The sequence below is a fragment of the Pseudomonas sp. S2_F07 genome (assembly GCF_054668325.1).
Window position 1 is genome coordinate 5,042,462 of the sequence record NZ_CP162758.1, and the last position, 19,553, is coordinate 5,062,014.

The 19,553-nt window shown below is 59.2% G+C and carries 11 protein-coding genes; 8 read left to right on the forward strand and 3 right to left on the reverse strand.

All coding sequences use genetic code 11. The annotated features are described in order from the left end of the window. Positions 1-14 precede the first annotated feature (14 nt). From AB4O40_RS22840 to AB4O40_RS22855, 4 genes are all read left to right on the forward strand, one after another. Complete coding sequence (locus tag AB4O40_RS22840) at positions 15-2,537, forward strand: CS1-pili formation C-terminal domain-containing protein (protein WP_056721150.1); 2,523 nt, start codon at positions 15-17, stop codon at positions 2,535-2,537. An 89-nt stretch (positions 2,538-2,626) separates the two neighbouring features. After that, on the forward strand, positions 2,627-3,841 hold the full coding sequence (locus tag AB4O40_RS22845; RefSeq protein ID WP_056722276.1) for a hypothetical protein: 1,215 nt from the start codon (positions 2,627-2,629) through the stop codon (positions 3,839-3,841). Positions 3,842-3,900: 59 nt separating this feature from the next. Then, positions 3,901-4,644, forward strand: a complete 744-nt coding sequence (locus AB4O40_RS22850) for a hypothetical protein (RefSeq protein WP_056722274.1) — start codon at positions 3,901-3,903, stop codon at positions 4,642-4,644. A 63-nt stretch (positions 4,645-4,707) separates the two neighbouring features. Continuing rightward, the gene (locus AB4O40_RS22855; protein ID WP_223542192.1) at positions 4,708-5,202 is read left to right on the forward strand and encodes a CS1 type fimbrial major subunit; all 495 of its coding nucleotides are present in this window, start codon (positions 4,708-4,710) and stop codon (positions 5,200-5,202) included. A 49-nt stretch (positions 5,203-5,251) separates the two neighbouring features. Here the strand turns inward: AB4O40_RS22855 and AB4O40_RS22860 are convergent, their stop codons facing one another. Beyond that, entirely contained in the window at positions 5,252-9,907 is a 4,656-nt protein-coding gene (locus AB4O40_RS22860) for a dermonecrotic toxin domain-containing protein (protein ID WP_460057938.1), read from the reverse strand. A 171-nt stretch (positions 9,908-10,078) separates the two neighbouring features. Continuing rightward, a complete protein-coding gene (locus tag AB4O40_RS22865; protein ID WP_460057935.1) occupies positions 10,079-13,192 on the reverse strand; it encodes a transglycosylase domain-containing protein in 3,114 nt (1,037 codons plus the stop codon). 618 nt (positions 13,193-13,810) lie between these two features. On the opposite strand from AB4O40_RS22865, the gene AB4O40_RS22870 reads away from it, so the two are divergent. After that, complete coding sequence (locus AB4O40_RS22870) at positions 13,811-15,232, forward strand: amino acid permease (protein WP_409078259.1); 1,422 nt, start codon at positions 13,811-13,813, stop codon at positions 15,230-15,232. A 90-nt stretch (positions 15,233-15,322) separates the two neighbouring features. Here the strand turns inward: AB4O40_RS22870 and AB4O40_RS22875 are convergent, their stop codons facing one another. Then, positions 15,323-16,483, reverse strand: a complete 1,161-nt coding sequence (locus AB4O40_RS22875; protein WP_409078258.1) for an OpgC family protein — start codon at positions 16,481-16,483, stop codon at positions 15,323-15,325. Positions 16,484-16,727: 244 nt separating this feature from the next. Between AB4O40_RS22875 and AB4O40_RS22880 the strand changes: the two genes are divergently transcribed. From AB4O40_RS22880 to AB4O40_RS22890, 3 genes are read left to right on the forward strand one after another with little or no spacing between them, the layout of a single operon-like run. Beyond that, entirely contained in the window at positions 16,728-17,102 is a 375-nt protein-coding gene (locus AB4O40_RS22880) for a GtrA family protein (RefSeq protein ID WP_056721138.1), read from the forward strand. Continuing rightward, on the forward strand, positions 17,099-18,040 hold the full coding sequence (locus AB4O40_RS22885) for a glycosyltransferase family 2 protein (RefSeq protein ID WP_056721135.1): 942 nt from the start codon (positions 17,099-17,101) through the stop codon (positions 18,038-18,040). Before AB4O40_RS22880 ends, AB4O40_RS22885 begins: the two co-directional genes overlap by 4 nt. Position 18,041: 1 nt before the next feature. Further along, positions 18,042-19,550 (forward strand): glucosyltransferase domain-containing protein, encoded by a 1,509-nt coding sequence (locus AB4O40_RS22890; protein ID WP_409078257.1) that lies wholly within the window; start codon positions 18,042-18,044, stop codon positions 19,548-19,550. Positions 19,551-19,553: the final 3 nt, after the last annotated feature.

A 19,553-nucleotide genomic window follows, 5' to 3' on the forward strand; every position in this document is an offset into this window, starting at 1 on the left:
TAGAGAGCCCGTTCATGTTCCCGATGACGCCCATCGCGGCAGCGCTTGCGCTGCTGTTATGTAGCAGTGCATTTGCGGCGCCCACTTCCGTTGATAACACGCCGCGAAGTTTGCTGGCGCAGGCCAAGGGCTTGCCGGCCGAGTTCGAGGAGCATTTCTTCGATGTTCCCTTGGCGGTTCGGGTTGAACTCGATCAACTACCGCTGGGTGAGGCAATGATTGTGTTGTCCCGTGATGACCAGGTGACGCTGCTGGATTTCAACGACACCAGCGAAAGCCGTTTCAGCGCGAGTGAGCGTGATACCTGGGCCGATGTTCTCAAACCCGGTGTGACGCTGGGCACCTGCACGGGCCAATGCCCGGAGCAGATGCTGGCGGTTCACTACAACCTTGAAAATTCATTGCTGTCGATCGTCACTGAAAATGCCGAGCGCGACAGCGAAGCCAAGCGTTACTACGATCAGCCCGAAGGCGGCAGCAACGGCCTGATGGTACGTAACCAGCTCAACCTCAATGGCGGTCAGGATCAGGACCTGGGTGGTCGTTTCGGCCTGGAGGCCAGCGGCAGCCTGGGCAACTGGAGCCAGACCTTCAACATGCAACTGTCCCGTCTTGGCGGTCCGGACAACAAGACCTACCACGCAGTGCACGAGCTTTATAGCCAGCGTGAACTCGAAGGCCGTTTTTTCCGCCTGGGCTACTTCACCCCCAACTCCGAAGGCCTGACGCGCGAGCCCCGTTCGTTCGGCGCCAGCCCCGATACGGCGGTGGGCGTGATGTTCGGCAGTTCCGACAGCCTGGCGATCGATAGCCCGAAACCCAGCGTCTATCCGGTCTATGTCACGGCCAACCGACAGGGCTCCGTGGAAATTTACCGCGACGGCTTACTAATCAATACCCAATCGGTCCCGGCCGGTTTGCAAACCCTCGACACCCGTCCGTTGCCCGGTGGCATTTACGAGGTGGAAGTGCGGTTGATTGAAGACGGTCAAATCACATCGACCACCCAGGAATTGATTTACAAACCGAACAATTGGCGCAACCACGATGAGCGTTGGCGCTACAACCTGTTTGCCGGACAGGAAAGCAAACTGCTGAGTAACTGGGATGATCAGGACAGCGGCGATGCGACCGTGGGCGCCTCATTCAATTACTTGCTGCACCCGAGGGTGATACTCGGACTGTCGGCACGCCAGATCAGTGACAAGCTGCAGTACGGCAGCTCCATCGATTGGAGCCTGGCCAACAGCGTCAGCCTCTACGCCAACCTGTACCAGACCGAAGACCATGGTACCGGCGCCGACCTTCAAGGCTTGTATAACTATGGCGCCGGCAGTCTGGTGATTAGCCACAACCGCAGTTGGCTCGACACTACCAACACCTACGAAACATTACCCGACGGCACCCGCGTGCGTCAGCGCAATGTGTTCACCGGCCAGACCAGCAACTCTTCACTGGCGCTGAACCACCGGATCAGCCGCAAAAGCTCGCTCAACGCACGGGTGTCCCATAGCGAGGGCAACGTCGAAGGTGTCGGCGTGGACCTGGGCTGGACGCAACGCACCGTTCTGTTCGGCAGCGATGCCAACTGGCGACTCTCGCTGTTCGATCGTCCGGGCAGCTACAGCAGTGGTGATGCGCGTAATCGCGGGGTCGATCTGACCATCAACATGGCGCTCGGTGGCCCGGGGCAGCAGGTTTCCGGCAGCATCGGCAGCCGCACCGCCCGTGATGGCGGCCGTGATAACAACGCCTCCCTGGGGTGGCGAAAGGACCTGCAAGACCACGTGTTGCAGAGCGTATCGGTGACCGCGCTCACCGATACCTACGGTGTCGGATTGTCGAGCCTGGCGAACTTTCGCACCGATGCCATCAACGGTGACGGGTTTATCCAGCGTTCGTCCTTCAACAACAATTTCACCGGTGGTTTGAACCTCGACAGCACGCTTGTCGTTGGAGCGCAGCGCATGGCACTGACCAGTCAGCATCAAGGCCGCGGCGCCGGGATGATTGTCGATGTCGAGTCCGACATCGACGGCATCGCTCTGCGTGCCGACGACCTCAGCGGCGGCAGCGCTGCCTTGCGTCCCGGACGCAATTTCATACCGCTCACCGCTTACAAAAACAGCTCGGTGAGCTTCGACTTCGAAGGCAACGACGTCCCGGCGGCGAGCATTGAACCGGCACGCACGCGCTATCACCTGAACAAGGGGGGCGTGGAGTACCGCAAGATCCGGGTCATGAAAACCCTGACCGTGCTCGGCCGCTTGCTCGACCCGCAAGGACAGCCGCTCAAAGGCCATCACGTCATCAACCACGCCAGTCGTGGGGTCAGCGAAGTCGACGGCTTCTTCTCCATGGAAATGAATGCCGGCTCGCCCACCCTGGAAGTGCGTTACGCGGACCAGTTGCTGTGCCAGTTTCGCCTTGATGTCGACAAGCATCGCAGTGAAAACAACGTGCTGATGATCGGTGATCTGCGTTGTTCGCCGGACACGTTGGCGGATGCCACTTCCAACCGGCGCACGGCAGGTTGAGCGGCCCCGATTCCGATGTTCAAGAGAGTGTGATCATGAAACCTACGTCTACATGTTCCCGCCTGCTGCGGCGCAGTCGCTGGCTGGGGATGCTGGCCGTCGTCGCGGCGCCTTCGGCCCAGGCGGTGAATCAGGAGATCCGGGCGCTGTTCACCCCGGACTCTGCCAACCCGCAACGAAATCTGTTCGTTAATAAAACGCCGGTCAGTGGCTATTGTGCCGACTATCCCAGTGAATGCCGGGACAATGAGACCTTCAGCATTCGCCTGCCCATGCATTTCGAGTCGGCGAGACCCATGCAACCCAATGCGTCGCCGCGCAACAGTGCGATGTTCAGCATTCCGGCCCTGTGGCGTCCGTTAACGGTGACGAACAGGGAAACGGGCGAAACGGAAACCGTCGAGGTGCGTATTGCCGGTTTTGGTTCCCGATACATACTCAGTGATACCGCGGTCAATCTGACAGGTGCCGCGACAGCCATTGAAGGGCATCGGGCCTTATGGGGCGGTCCGGGGGGAGGCTGGGTGAACGCGGCACCTCCCTGCACCTACAGTGGTGTGGGAATGTATTCGGACAACTACTACCGGTTCTTCTGGAAGACTCCGGTACAAGGGACTTGCGTCAAGACGGCGAGTTTTCCGATACCGGCCATGACTTATGACTACCTGGACTTCTCCTATGAACTTAAAACCCCCAATCCGCTGACGATGTCGTCCGGACTTTATACGGGGGACTTGAGTTATCGCATTGGTCCCGGTGGTGACTTCGACATGGGCGATGTGATGTTGCCGACCGACCGCGATTTGACTCTGAATTTTGTGCTGGATGTACAGCACACCCTCAAGGTCGACATCCCCCCCGGCGGCGAGAAAGTCCAACTGGTCCCGGCGGGCGGTTGGCAAAGCTGGTTGCAGGCGGGGCGCAGGCCTGTGCGTTTGTTTCGGGACCAGACGTTCAATATCTCCGCATCTTCGCGCTTCAAGATGCTACTGGAGTGTGAACTCGGTGGTTTTCCCTACGACTGCGTGATTCACGATCCGGTGTCCAAGCGATCGGTCGAATTGCAAGTCAGCGTCAGTCTTCCAAACGGGTTGACCGATCTCGCGGGGCAACCGGTCAAGCGCCGGCGACTCAGGGTTGGACCGGCCAATGCGCAGCAATTTCAACCTGGTTTTTATGTAGATCGGGCGCCGGGAATTCTGCACTTCGAGATCCCGCCACAACAGATGGAGTTCATGTTGCAACCCGGTGTGGCGTCCACCTATCGCGGCAAAGTTACCGTGATCTGGGATTCGGAAGTCTGATGGCCCGCGTATCGATGGCGCGTGTCCGATTTGTGTTCTATGTGATGAGGTTCAAGAGTATGAAACGTTTGTGGGCACTGCTGGGTTTGAGCTGTTTTTCCCTGGCGGCTTTCGCCGGACCGCAAATCAACGTCGGAACGGTTTACGACTACCTCGACAGCGACAAGAGCACCTACCTCAAACGCGTGTTCAACAGCGGTGACAGCACGGCGTTCGTCAAGGTCAGTATCCTGGAAATCATCTACGACGCCGATGGCAGCCCTCGTGAAATTCCGGTCAAGACCCAGGCGGATGGCAGCGGTCGGGATGGCTTGATGGCCAGCCCCGCGCGACTGATTGTGCCGGCCAAGGGCATGCAGGGCACGCGCCTGTTGCACATGGGGGCTCGTGACACCGAGCGTTATTTCCGCGTGCGCTTCGTGCCGGTGGTGCCGGAGAAAGAAGACGAATTCGCCGTGTCGAGTGAAGAGCGCGATGCCTATAAAGAGAACTTGTCGGCGGGGGTCAACGTGATGACCGGGTTTGGCACGGTGTTTTTTGTCCGGCCGAAAAACAGTCGCTTCGACAGCGTGATCGATGACAGTCCCGGCATTTACCGGCTGCGCAACAATGGCAATACCGTGGTGCTGATCGATGAATTTCGCAACTGCTCGCTGAAAAACGAAAGCGAGTGTGAGCCGACCACCAAGCACCACGTTCTGGCCGGTAAAACCTTTGAGTTCGAGAAAAAGCCCGGCCGAGAGTATCGCTTCAACCTGGTGGAAGGCGCATCGAAAAAAACGCTGCGCATCGCCAGCCAGTAATACCGGGAGGGGCGAGTCACCTTGGCTGGCTCGCGGTATTTTTTGACGCAACAGGTACCTGACATGATCAAGCAATCGACCATCGCGGCGTGGATGAGCGTGATGGCGCTGATAAGTACCCAGGCTTTTGCGGCCCGGGAAGAGCGCACGTTCGAGGTGTCGGTGGATATCCCGACGCTGGGGTTTTACATCATTCCGGCCGAGTCGAACTGGATACACCTTGAACAGACGTTAGCGTGGAACATCCATACGAAGACATTGGAGGGGCTGCGCAAGAATTTCGACGTCAAACACGACACCAGCGCGATTGAAGCACGGTTGGAAGCAGAGCCTTACCTGTCCAACGGGCGTGACGATCAGAACATCTATTTGCGCGTCAGCTTCAATGGCAAGGAGTTGAGCCATGACCCACAGCCACGGGAAGTGCTGACTGCCGCGCAAGCAATCGCCGGTGGCCGCTTTCCCTTGGAGATCGTGCCGAAAGTGCCTGCCGGTGGATACAAACCGGGGGTTTATTACGGCAATGTGCAACTGATATTCATCGCCGCTGCACCTTGATGTGCGGCAGCCTGACAAGTCAGGCTGCCTTTGGCTTGCTTTATGACTTTTATTGGCCGGCTTTGCGCAGAGCCTCTCGGGTCAGTTGTCTCGCCAGCTGTTTCTCCTCGTCACCCAGATCGACGAGGAAGCGATCGAAGTCAGATTCGCTGATCGGCTCATCGGCAAAGACTACGGTCTCTGGGACGGGCAGATCGTTGATGAGCTCCCTGAGCCGGTTGCGCAGTTCGGCTTTCTCAACGTCCGACGTCGACTCGAGCCACTGACGCTGGGTTGTGCGCAGTTCCTCCAGTTTCTCGTATTTGCTCTGGTAGAGAAGTTTGTTCGTCTGCGTTTCAACAGGCCAGGTTTCACGCAGATAACTCTCCCAGAAGTCCTGTTCAAGCATTGTGTTGATCAGGCCGTCGCCTTCACCCAGAGCCAGCACCGTGTTATACGCCTCATCGATCATGGCGTCAGTAACGCCGGCAACCGGTCGATACAGCATGCCTTCGGATTGCCACGGCAAGTTCAACCGCGAGGCGAGACCTGTCTGGTACGCCAGGTAGATTTCGACGTCATCAGGGGTGCCGCCACGACTGGCAACGTCAGCCCGGGCGATTTCGTTGACGTGCTCCAACCGTGCGGCACCTTTGGCAAGGGTCACCAGTTTGCGTTGAAGCTGCGCCGGATCGGTGGAGTACGAATAGGCCTCGGAGGCGAGCACGCGAATGCCCATGCTGTTGAACAACTGAGCACCGGCATCGGCACAATCGACCGGGGCAATGGCCATGGTGTAGAGCTGTTCGCGCAGCTGAGTGTCGATGTACACGGCATCGACCATGCGTGCCATACGCTGTACCAATTGCCGGCGAACAGGGCCACCAGCGGCAAAGTCCGACGAGCTTTCCTGTTTGAGCACGGCTTCAATAAACGCATGGGACCGGGGGTCGTCGGTCAGTTCCCGGAAAGAGACGACCCGTTCTACCCCAAACCCGGGTACATCGGCCCAATCATCGGCAGTGGCGCCGTAGTCCGTCGGGTGAGGAATCACCAGTGGCTCGGGAGGCAATCCAACTGAGCGACGAATCTCCTGGTATCGCAGTTGGTTCATCTCCGACAAATCACCGACGTTGAGTCGGGTGCGGGCAATGACCCAGGCTTCTGGCCTGCCGGGTACCACCTCGGGAATAACGCTGAGGGGATTGTCCCGCATATCCAGGAAAAACCCCCTTGGGCGGGTTTTGGCCAGGGTGCCGTCGGGCCAGGTGGCCAGGCCCGTGTTTTTCAAGGCTACGACCTTAAGTCTCGGCATGCGACCAATGTCCGGTGCCATCGCCAGAGGGTTGCCTTCGAGCCTGAGTATTTCCAGGAAGGTCAGTTGCTTGAGTCGCAGGACTGCGCTGGCATCGAACACAATCTGGTTATCACTTAACTGCAGGCGTTCCATGCGGCGCATGTTCCTGATGCTGTCGGGTAGCCGCTTAAGGTCGCAGTTTCGGGCGCTGAGTTCGTGAAGATTTGGGAAGTCTTTCAGCAAGCCATTGAACTCGCTGGAAAAATAAGTTTTGTCGAGTTTCAGCACGTTGACTTTGTCGAGGAACTTTCTCAGCTCGGGAGGCCGCTTTGACCACCAGGTCTCCAGGTCCAGTGGCAGCATTTCTCTGGACAGGTCGAGCGCATAGTTGTCCAGGTCGAGACGGCTGCCGAGTCCGGTTTTTTTGCGCTCGAAACATTCGATTAGGCGCTCGGCGATATGCTGTCCGCCGCCGTCACGAAACTCGTTGCTGCCAGGCCCCCACGTTTGCGGTTGCTGGTATTCCCAGCGGTTGAGAATGACGCGCAGTTCATCGAGTTCATCTTCGCATTGCTCAATGGCTCTCAGTGCATCGCCTCTAGCGATCAGGGCGTCGGCAAACGTGTCGACCTCATGCTCGCTGAAGTCCGAGTACAGGTCCTGAATGCGTTCGTGCAGGGTTTCGCCGGCTCTACTGGTGGAGGCGCCTCGCACCAGCAAGAGTGTCTCATGCTCGGCCACGGCGCGAATGGGAGGCGTGGCCAGAACCGCCCGGCGCTCGCTCGGTGTCTCGATCTTGGCGATGATCCAGTGCTTGAAGAACCCGACATCCTCCGCTCGATATCCAATCGCTCTGCGCCCATCCCGGCCCATGGCCTGGAGCAGGGCAGGAAGAAAATCATCGGCCGCATGGATCAGTTGGTCCTCGGTGTCGCGCACTTCGTATTTTCCGGATTCGTTGCGCACCATGACCCTTACTTGTGCTGCATCTTCGGGCCCTGCGCTGCATCGCAGTTCGCCGTCGAGCGCGCCCTGGCGGATTTCGATGCGTAGCTTGCCGAAGGTATCGGTTTGCATGCGCAAGGTGCCCAGCACCAGGCGTTCGGTATCACCACTGACCAAAGCGTTGTCGTACAGGCCATGGGCGGCGCGCACCGCCTGGGTCTCGAACTGGAGTTCCCGGGCCTGGCATCTCAGGCGCAAGGGCAGGCGTTTGTGCCGGGTCATCTGCTGGAGTTCCGACGGGGTGGCACCGGCGAAGATTTTTTCCGCGACGGGTTCAGGCAGTTCGGGATAATCGCTGAACAATGCAGCCATTTCAGGGGGTAACGCAGGATGCGGATTCACCGGTGCCCCCAGGCGTTGCAGGGTGTCGGTCAGCAAAGGCGGCGGCGGGGCGTGCTCAATGTGCATCCTGCGCAGTTCGGCCTCTTCAGTGCCGCTGATCTGACGGATCCGCTCCAGTTGCGTGTCGCTGAAGGCATCGGTTGTATGGCCCAGGCGTCGCATCAGTGTCGTGCCTTCCCACTCGCGCGGGTTCTCCGTTTCGCAGACCCAGGCACCCTGGCCGTTGTGTCGCAGGGTCGGTGCATAGGCATCGAACCGCTGCGGATGGCGTATGCGCTGTTGCCCGGTAACCGGGTCGTCCAGCACATCGAAGTGTTGATCGTTCAGGCGCAGAATTCGCTGGCCGTGATACTGGTGAATACCCTGTCCATCAGGCCGTGCATCCGCTGGCAAAACCACGTCGGCTTGATGATAAGGGCTCAGGTCAGGGTTCCACAGCCGTGTCTCGCCGTTTGCCAACTGCACCGGTTTCAGATTTTCGAAAAACGGCGAGAGCTTCGCTCGCGCGACATTGCCGATTGCGCCGCCCGCCGCAAATGTCCCCAACTGGATGACGCTTTCCAGCACGTTGATGGTCTGTTCCGCCGCCTCGGCAAAATGACCTTCGGCCAGGTCGACGATACCCTCGACCACTTCATCGGTCAGTTGATAGGCCGTGTAGGCCAGCATCAGTTCGCCCAGGCCGGGGACAAGTGGCGTCGCCACCAGCAGCGCGACGTTGAAAATGTCCGAGAGCATTTTTTCCAGGTTATCCCACCAGGCCCAGCGGGCCATGCGATCGGCGTACTCGGTGGAAATCGCGATTTCCCGCCCATCGTTGAGAATCTTGTTGAGCTTCTGTTGGTAGTAGTAGCCCCAAAGATCATTCTTGAAAACTGTCTCTCTGTCGGTCCTGACGCTCGACAGGCTGAACCTCAGGTCGGGGTTGGCCACGGGGGGTTCACGCCAACTGGGCAAGTTGGAGCCAGGTGGGGCCGGCTGCCATTTGATTTTACTCAGGCGATTATTGAGTCCGGCAAAGAACGGTCCGCGTTGCTGATGGGGCACGAACTGGCTGAAGTACTGTTGATAGCTTTTGCTGGAGGTGCCGTCGCGCAGCTGGCGTGTCAGCTCCGCCATGAAATCCAGCGTCGACGGGTACAGCTTGAGCGGATGCTCCGGATCATGGGGAACATACGCCAGGACCGGGACGGTGCTTGTCGAGGTGTATACATCGGGGGCGATCAGCACAATGCCAACCAGGCGCGTGTCCATCATCGACAGGTTGTAATAACCGACCGGCTGCCCGCGCCATTGCATTTTCAAGCGATCGTTGAGCATGCCTTGCACGACGTCATAGGCCTCCTGGTCGATGTCCTTTTTCATCAGGGCCATTTGTGCCGCAACATTCAACGCGCTTTTCTGACTGCCAATGACGATGTAACGCAGGTAGTTGCTCGCGACCCTGTTGGGCGACAGCAAAAACTCGTTCAGGTGCTGTTGGTATCTGGCACCGATGTTCAGTTCACGGCACAGTGATTTGAACTGATCGATGCTCAGTTTGTGCTTGAGGTGTTTGACCCAGAAATGCCCGCGAGCGTTAGGGCGGGTGATGAATTCGGAGTCTTGGTGAAACGACTCGTCGAGCGAAAAATTATGTACGGCGGCGTCCAGCAGCGAGACGGTTCGGCTGGTGGTGCCGCCGGAAAAATCATGCACCCACCAGGATGTTTTCACCGGTGCATACAGTTGTAGCCAGGTCTGCTCGACATCGTCGTCGACGCCGAAGCGGTCTTTCAGCGCGTGTTGCAGGATGGGCCGGGCAAACGCGTAGACATCCTGCAACTCGCTCAGTGCGCGATCTACCTGGTTTTGCGCAGTCCAACTGAGCCTGATGTCATTTTTCAGTTTTTGCTGCAGCGCCCGGGTGGCTTCCCGTAGCGGGTCTGGAAGGATCACCCTGTCGGCTTTCAGTTCGTTGACACGAGCGATGGAAGTTTCTTTCAGCCAGTAAGGGATAGCCTGTTTGACCCGCTCAAAGTGGATACTTTTATCGGCCGGATCGTCGGCGAGCGAGTCTGGAGTTTTATCGGGGTTGGGCATTGTCTGATCGTCCGTTGATCAAAAATGGAACGAAGAGACTAGGTACGCGTGGCCCCCGAAAAAAGCTCAAAAAATGGTTTGAAAGGGCGCGGTTTTTGCCCCGAGTCCCCCAAAATCAGAGAGTGAAAAATAAATAGTTACCGCCACCCCGGCAGCGTTTTTTTGTAATGGTCAGCGCACAGCCGTTGCCTGGGTTGGCTGGCACATCGTGTGGGAGCCCGGTTGCAGGTATGGCGTCAGAATCGGTGCCATGCCCTTGAGCACCTGCACCGGCAACGCCGAGGTGAAGGTGAAGCTTTCCGCCGAGCGGCCCGGCACGAACGCCGTCAGGGTGCCGAAGTGACTATCGCCGATGTAGAACACGAACGTGGCCGTGCGGTTGAGCGATTTGGAACTCAGGATCCGTCCGCCGGAGCCGATGGCTTCGATGCGGTTGTCACCGGTACCGGTCTTGCCGCCCATGGCCAGCGGGCTGCCATCCGGCAGTTTGAAACTGCCGGCCACGCGTTTGGCGGTACCGGCATCCACCACTTGTGAAAGGGCTTCGCGCATGGCGCTCGCCACCTCGGATGGCATCACCCGTTTGCCGACGTCCGGGTCATTGACCAGTTGGGTTTCATAGGGGGTGTTCGCAGCGAAATGCAGGCTGTCGATGCGCAGGGTTGGCATGCGCACTCCATCGTTGAGGATGGTGCCGATCAATTCGGCCAGGGCGGCGGGGCGGTCGCCGGAGCTGCCGATGGCGGTGGCCAGCGACGGCACCAGGTGATCGAACGGATAGCCGACTTTCTGCCAGCGCTGGTGGATGTCCAGGAAGGCTTCGATCTCCAGCATGGTGCGGATGCGACTGTCGCGGGCGCCCTTGTGCCGGCTTTTGAACAGCCAGCTGTAGACCTCCTGGCGCTCGAACTGGCTGGCTTTGACGATGTCGCTCCACTTGGCGTCGGGGTGATTGAGCAAGTAGCCCATCAGCCACAGGTCCAGCGGGTGGACCTTGGCGATGAAGCCCTGGTCTGGCAAGTCGTAGGCGCCGGGACCGTAGGATTCGTAGAGCCGCACCAGACGTTCGTCGGTGAGTTTTTCCGTGAGCGTGGCGCCCTTGAGGTGCGAGCGCACAAAGGCGTTGAAGCTTTCCTGGCTGGCCTGCGGCAGCAGGTAGCGGTGCACGGCGGCCATGCGGATCGGGGTCGGGCGCATGCTGTCGAGGAAGGTGTCGAGGCGGTCCTGGGTGTCCTTGTTCTTGTACTTCTTCCAGAACTTGAGCAGGAATGAAGTGCCCTCGCGGTCGGCAAATTCGGCCAGGTACTCCTGGCGCCGCGGGTCGCGGTCGTCCTTGAGCAATTCGGCACTGCTGTTGGGGCCGGAGTAGATGGTATAGCGCACCAGGTCTCGCATCAGGCGAATGAACGGCAGGTTGATCGACTCGCGCAGGGCGTCGCGCAGGGGCGGTATCCGGCCGTTGTCTTCCTTGCGGAAGTTGTTGAACACGTGCAGGCCGCCACCGGTGAAGAATGCCTCGCCGGGGCTGGCGGAGTATTTGCGGTCCAGGGCGGCGCCGAGCATTTTTTTCAGGTCGCGGTCCTTGTTCTCGATCAGGTAATCGACCGCCCAGCGGCTCAGGCGGTCCTGATCCGGTACGTCGACTTTCTTCAGTTCCGGAATGGTCATGCCGACGTATTTGTCGTGCAGCTCGGCGATGATTTGCAGGTAGGTGGTCAGCACGCGCATTTTCGCGGTGGAGCCCAGTTCCAGTTTACTGCCTTCGTTGATGTCGAATGGCTGGTCGGTGCTGTCGGTCTGTACCCGAACCCGCGAGCCGTCCGGGGTCAGTTCGAACAAGGTGAAGCTGTAGCGCACCTGGGTGGTGCTGGTGGTGGTCAGGAGGCGTTCGCCGATCAGGCCGATTTGCGTGGCAAACTCAGGGTCGGCGAGTTTTTTCAGGTACGCGGTGGCCTCGCTTTGCAACTCGCCTTGCAGGGTGCTGGTGGCGGAGAGGTCAAGGCGGTCGAGGTCATACAGCGGGCGATTGAGCATGCCGGCCAGACGGCTGCGCGCGACACTGATGCCCTTGTTGGTTTCAATCGGTTGAATGGTCGGCTGGGTGGCCCAGTCGCGGTAGGTCACTTTGCTGGCCAGGGCGGCGGTGGCGAACTCGGCGTCGATCACATGGTTTTGCGCCAGCAGGCGAATATGGCTGTCGGTGAGGTCAGCCAGTTCATCGTGACCTTTGACCAGGTAGTGCGACGGGCGGCGCTGGGCAATCATCAACGACAGCATCTCACGCAGGGCCAGGCCTTTTTCCGCCATGGTTTTTGGATCCGTCGCGGTGCTGGACAGCGCTTCGTTGGCCTGATTGAAGTCGGTGCCGTACCACACGCGCAACCCTTCAGCCATGCCATGCACTTCACCGTGGCCCGGTACGGCCGACAGCGGCACACTGTTGAGGTAGTCGCGAACCACGTTCTGCCGGGCTTCAAGGGTTTGTGGCCCGGCCTGGTAGGCGCGTACGGTGGCGGAAATCATCTGGCGAATCTTCTCCGCGCCATTGAACGTCAAGCCATCGGGGGAATGCCGGTACTTCTCCAGTTGCGTGGCCAGGGTACTGCCACCTGCGGATTGACCGGGTACGTGCAACATCTTGGCCAACTGGGACCACGCCGCCATGCCGAATCGCGGCCAGTCCACTGCCGGGTTGGCCAGCGGTTGTCTGGGGTCGAGCAGGAAGCGGTTCTCGATGAACAGCAGGCTGTTGACCACCACCGGCGGGATCGAGGCAAAGGTCGAGTAAAGCTGCTGTGGATAGTTGTACTGGTACAGCGGCGCTGCGCGGCAATCGGTGATCGATAGCCCGGCCTGGATTTTCTCGGCATAAGGCACGAACAGGCCCTTGTCGCTGTATTTCAACAGCGCCGGGGAAAAGCGGGTTTGTGCTTCGACGACGAAATCACGCTTGATCAGGCGCGGCAGGAACTCATCCAGCGAGCTGTAGCCCAGGCGCCGATCGAACGGACCGTCCCCTGGATAGCGAATCGCATCGCTGGGGCCGGGTTTGAGCTCATAGCTCAGGGACGCGGCGTATTTGCTGACCTCCTGGGCCTGGAACTTCGAGGTACGCATCTCCCTCGCGGCGGAAAGCCCCGCGACAACCGCGATTATCAACAGTAATAGCCAGAACGCTCCCCATCCGTGCCTGGAGCGACGGGGTTTTTCAGGTGTAGGCGCTTCATCCTCTCGTTCATTCGGAACCACGGTTTTACTCGAATCGGTTTGCCACAAAGCGCCCATAGTCGACTGATCCATTCACGCAGATTGATCGGACTTGAATGAAGCTTAGACGGTGGTTGGCGAGGGTGAAGAAAATGTGAAGGGTAAAACGTCGGGTAATGGCCTCTTTTTGTGGCGAGGGAGCTTGCTCCCGCTGGACTGCGAAGCGGTCCCCATACCAGCAACTCTGATCTGTCTGGACGATCTGGTTTTTTGGTTTGCGACTGCTGCGCAGTCGGACGGGACGGTGCGGCGATCCGACAAGCTCCCTCGCCACAGTAGGCAGGAGGGCTGAAACACTTGAACTAGAGCTTTATAGGCTTTGGCTGGGGGCATGACGATGCACCAATGCTGTGCAATACTCCGCGCCCTTTAAATAGCGAAGATTCATACAAAATCCAGTTGATGCCCCTCCGCAAGTCGGGTTATTGCCGGGATTTATGACTGAATTTAGTGGTTTATAGAGTGAATATCTCTGCCGTCAGCTTTTTATACTGCACGACCCGCTGATCCTGCAGGTTTTGTCCTACAGGACGGTTCTGCTTACAAAGCAGGCCCGGTTACGCGAAGCCATTGGCCTATCGGTCGGCGGCTTCAAAGCTCGGTGGTCATATCCAACAACAAGATGAGGTGCCCCTTATGCCCGTAGGCAATCACCAGCCCCAAGGCGAGACCGCTCAGGGCGGTCCGCTTAAACGCGAACTCGGCGAACGGCATATTCGCCTGATGGCGCTCGGTGCCTGTATCGGCGTCGGCCTGTTCCTGGGCTCGGCCAAGGCCATTGAAATGGCCGGCCCGGCCATCATGCTGTCTTACATCATTGGCGGTCTGGCGATCCTGGTGATCATGCGCGCCCTCGGCGAGATGGCCGTGCACAATCCGGTCGCCGGCTCGTTCAGCCGTTACGCCCAGGACTACCTCGGCCCGCTGGCGGGATTCCTGACCGGCTGGAACTACTGGTTTCTGTGGCTGGTGACCTGCGTCGCGGAAATCACGGCCGTGGCGGTGTACATGGGCGTCTGGTTCCCCGATGTGCCGCGCTGGATCTGGGCGCTCGCCGCGCTGATCAGCATGGGCTCGATCAACCTGATCGCGGTCAAGGCCTTCGGTGAATTCGAGTTCTGGTTTGCCCTGATCAAGATCGTCACCATCGTTGCGATGGTGTTCGGCGGTATCGGCATCATCGCCTTCGGTTTCGGCAACGACGGCGTGGCCCTGGGGATTTCCAACCTGTGGACCCACGGCGGCTTCATGCCCAACGGCGTGCAAGGCGTGTTGATGTCCCTGCAAATGGTGATGTTCGCCTACCTGGGCGTGGAGATGATCGGCCTGACCGCCGGTGAAGCGAAGAACCCGCAAAAGACCATTCCCGACGCCATCGGCTCGGTGTTCTGGCGGATTCTGCTGTTCTACGTCGGTGCGTTGTTCGTGATTCTGTCGATCTACCCGTGGAACGAAATCGGCACCCAGGGCAGTCCGTTCGTGATGACCTTCGAGCGCCTGGGCATCAAGACCGCGGCGGGCATCATCAACTTCGTGGTGATCACCGCGGCGTTGTCGTCCTGCAACGGCGGTATCTTCAGTACCGGGCGCATGCTCTACAGCCTGGCGCAGAACGGCCAGGCCCCGGCGGGCTTTGCCAAGACCTCGAACAATGGCGTTCCACGTCGTGCATTGCTGCTGTCGATTGGCGCGTTGCTGCTGGGCGTACTGCTGAACTATCTGGTACCGGAAAAGGTGTTTGTCTGGGTGACGGCGATTGCCACCTTCGGCGCGATCTGGACCTGGGCGATGATCTTGCTGGCCCAGCTGAAATTCCGCAAAGGCCTGAGCGCCAGCGAAGCGGCTGGCCTGAAATATCGCATGTGGCTGTACCCGGTCAGCTCGTACCTGGCGCTGGCGTTCCTGGTGCTGGTGGTGGGCCTGATGGCGTACTTCCCGGACACCCGCGTGGCGCTGTATGTGGGCCCTGCGTTCCTGGTGCTGCTGACGGTGTTGTTCTACGTGTTCAAGCTGCAACCGACCCATGTGGCGCAAGGTGCGGCGCGTTCGGCTTCGTAAGTCGTAATGCCTGAAAGACAAAAGCCCCGGTCGTAAATGATCGGGGCTTTTTGGTTTTGAAGAGCAAATGATCGCAGCCTGCGGCAGCTCCTACAGGAGGATGCGGTCTGATTCTGTAGGAGCTGCCGCAGGTTGCGATCTTTTGATTGTCTGGTTCAAACGCTTGTTGAACTCCAGCCACGCCGCCAGCAACGCCATCAACCCGGCGCCCACCAGCGCCGTGAAGATCTGCATGGCAAAAGCATCGTCGGTCAACGCATTGACCATGTCCGCCAGGGGCGCCAGCAGCACGCCCAGACAGAAAATCTCCAGCGAGAAACGGCCCATGCGGCAACTTTGCTGCGCCAGCCAGTTTTGCGTCCATCCGCTGTCGGGAATCAGTTTCGCCGTGACGTAGGCCAGTGCGAGGAAATGCAGCAGGCGCACGGGTGACAGGTCGGTCTTGCTGATGGGGTACAGGATGTTTTGCAGGCTCGCCGGCACCACGGCATCGTGTATGTCCGGCCAACGCCACAGCACGGTCAACACACCCGCGACCACGACATACAACGCCGCACCGACAAACAACGGCTGGCGAACCAGTGGGCGGGATTCGGGCAGGCGCGGGCGCTGGCTGTGAATCGCAGCGGCACCGCCGAGCACGAACAGCAACTGCCAGGCGACCGGGTTGAAATACCACACGCCGTCCTTGATGGCGGCCAGGTTCCAGCCAGCCAGCGGCACCATCAGGTACAGCGCCAATGACATCGCGACCACCACCCAGGCCTGGCGCACCAGCAGGGGCAGCGCAAGGGGCAAGCCCGCCAACAGCACGATGTACAGCGGCAGCGGGTCCATCAGGTTCGGCTTGAAGCGCAACAGCAGTTCATCGATCAGCGCCTGCTGCGGGTTGCTGATGAAGTGATGCATGCCCATTTCCTCCACCAGGTCCCGTGTTTCCACGTGGCTGTTGGCGAAAAACACAATGCCCATCAGCATCGCCAACAGGAAGATGTGTACCACGTAGAGCACCCACGCCCGGCGCAGGATTTTCACGCAGGCGATCAGAAAGCCTTCGCGCGCCAGGACTTTGCCGTACGCCAATACGGACGCGAAGCCTGCCAGGAACACGAAAATCTCGGCTGCATCGCTGAAACCGAAGTTACGCAGGGTGATTTGCCCCAAGGGGTTGTGGGGCACGTGATCCCAGAAGATGAAGATCAGTGCCAGACCACGAAAAAAGTCGATCCGGTGATCGCGCGCTAAGGTCATGACAGTAGGCTCGTAACAACGGGTGAAAATGGGATTGGCCACAGGCGCAAAGGCCATGTGCCCGATCGGCGGCGCGCAGGGTGGACTGATTCGCGGGCAATTGCAAAGTCGGGATATTACCGGATGTCTCGGGCGTTGCTTCAAGGCTCAACCGCTGGTCTGAAAGGTCCAACAACCTGCGATTTCTGACAGTAGACAGGCTCAAATACTATTGAATGCAACGTTCTGGAAGCGGGAGCCTCCCATGAGACTGTTGTGGAAAGGTCTGTCCAGTTACACGGTGATCGGGGTCGCCAACACCCTGATTCACTGGCAGATCTTTTTCCTGCTGAGCGTGGCGGCCAGCCTCAGCCAGGCGGTCAGCAACCTGGCTGCCTTTTGCGTGGCTGCGTCGTTTTCCTTCTACATGAACGCGCAATTTACCTTCGCCGCCAGTGCCACGGTCGCGGGTTATCTGCTGTTTCTTTTGGGCATGGGGGCATTGAGCCTGGGTGTCGGTCATCTGGGCGACATCTGGCGATTGCACGGTTTGTTCACCGTGGCCCTGTTTTCGGCGTTGAGCCTGGTGTTCGGTTTCCTGTATTCCAAATACGTGGTGTTTCGTGAGCGTGATCGATGAAAATCTCGCTCATTGTCCCGGTGTTCAACGAAGAGCAGTCCATCAACCTGTTTTATCAGGCGGTGCGACGGGAGTTGAGGCTGGGCGACACCGAAGTCGAGATCGTGTTCATCAACGACGGCAGCTCCGACCGCACGGCCGAACAGGCTACGGCACTGGCCCAGGCGGATGATCGGGTCATGCTGATCAATTTCTCGCGCAACTTCGGCAAGGAGCCGGCACTGTTTGCCGGCCTGGAATACGCCAGTGGCGATGCCGTGATCCCGATGGATGTCGACCTGCAGGACCCGATCAACGTCATTCCGTTGTTGATCGAGCAATGGCAAAAGGGGGCCGACGTGGTACTCGCCAAGCGTCGCAGCCGGGCTGACGACGGCTACCTCAGGCGTCACAGCGCGTCGATTTTCTACCATGTGCTCAATCGCATCGCCTACACCCGCATCGAGGAAAACGTCGGGGACTTCCGGCTGATGGATCGCAAGGTGGTCGACGTGATCCGGTCCTTGCCCGAGCATCAGCTGTTCATGAAAGGCGTGCTGTCGTGGGCCGGGTTCAACACCGTGGTGGTGGAGTTCGAGCGGCCAGGAAGGGTGGCGGGGAGCAGCAAGTTCAATGGCTGGAAGCTGTGGAACCTGGCCCTGGAAGGCGTGACCTCATTCAGCACCGTGCCGCTGCGCTTGTGGACTTACGTCGGTGGCGGCATTTCGATTTTCGCGGTGCTCTATGCGGTGTACATGGTGCTGGACAAGATTTTCTTCGGCAACAGCGTCCCCGGTTATCCGTCGCTGATGACTGCGATCCTGTTTCTCGGCGGCGTGCAGTTGATCGGCATCGGCATCCTCGGCGAGTACATCGGTCGCATCTACATCGAGGCCAAGCACCGGCCGCGTTATGTGATCAAGGACATCGTCGGCGGCAAAGACCGGGGCGGGCGTTAGCATGGGCCGGTTCAGCGACCTCTTCGTTCGCGAGCTCAGTCGGCACCAGGTCTGGCGGTTTTTTCTGTTTGCCACCCTGGTGTATATCCTGCCGTTGATCCTCGCCGATTATCCCTACATCGATGACAACTGGCGCTCGCTGTCGGCGGGCATGGCCTGGGCCGAGCAGGGCCGACTCTTCGCCCAGCTGTTCTACAACGCGCTGACCTTCAGCCATGCCGCGCCGAACATCTTTCCCTTGCCCTTGCTGATCGCCACGCTGGCCATGGCGTCGGCGCTGACCAGCCTGACGCTCCATTACTTTCACAAGCCAAGCGTCGCTTGTTGCCTGGTACTGTTGCCGCTCTGGTACAACCCGTTCTTCCTGCAAAACCTGTCCTATCAATACGACGGTCCCACCACGACCCTCAGCCTGGTGGCAGTGATCTACGCCATCACCTTCCGTCACCCGTGGCGTAGCGTGCAATGGCTGGTGCCGGCGTTCCTGATTGCATTGGCGCTGGGGTTGTATCAGGTCAGCCTGAATGTGTTCCTGGGCCTGTGTTGCCTGGAGTTGCTCAGGGCCGCCAACGATAAGACGGCCCCGTTGCCATGGCGCGACCTGCTGGGCTGGAAAGCCGCCCAGGTCATCCTCGGCGGGTTGATCTACAGCGTCAGTGCGGGTCCGTACATGGACTCCAATCGCACATCGTTGCTCGATTGGACGGCGCACCCTTTTTTGCAGATCCAGATCAACATTGCCCGGGTCCTGGAAAAAGTCGTGCTGCTGTTCCATGGCGGATGGCTCTGGGTGTTCGGCGGGTTACTGTTGATCGCGATAGCCGGGGCAGTGCGGTTGGGATTGAACATAGCGGTGCGCCAGGACGGTGGGCCAAAGAAGCTGTTGATCGGCCTGATGTGTTTGCTGACTTTGCCGGTGGTGACGCTGCTGGTGTCCGGTGTCGCGCTGTTTTTTCGCGACTTCAACGAAGGCGCCCGCACCTTGATGGGCTTCGCCGTGTTGTTGGTGTTGCTGTTCTACCTGGGGCATCTGGCGCTGGCCTCGATCCATGAGCGGCTGCCGCTGCTGTTGATGATTCCCCTGTTGGCCATGTTGTCGCTGTCGTTCGCCTATGGTCGGGTGCTGACGGTGCAGAAAACCTTTGCGTCCACGGCACTGGCCGGTCTTGCGTACGACATCGCCAGCCACCAGTCGCTTCGCGAAGCCAGGCGGATCTACATCTCGGTGAGTTATTCCGACTATTGGTTAGTGGCGGCGGCAGGCTCATTCAAGCAGTTGCCGGTGCTGCACTATTTGCTCAATACCGACTTTTACATGCTGGCCGAAAACCTGCCGAAAGCGGGGATCACCAACGTGGTGGCGGAGCAGGAGCGGCGCAACGCGACGCGGGTCGGGTACCAGGGCTATCCGGCGCTGGTGGACAGCCAGTTCTACCGGATTTACCTGATCGGTGATTACGGTTTTATCGTGATGAAGGAACCGACCCCGAGCAAAACACTGCGCTGGTAATGC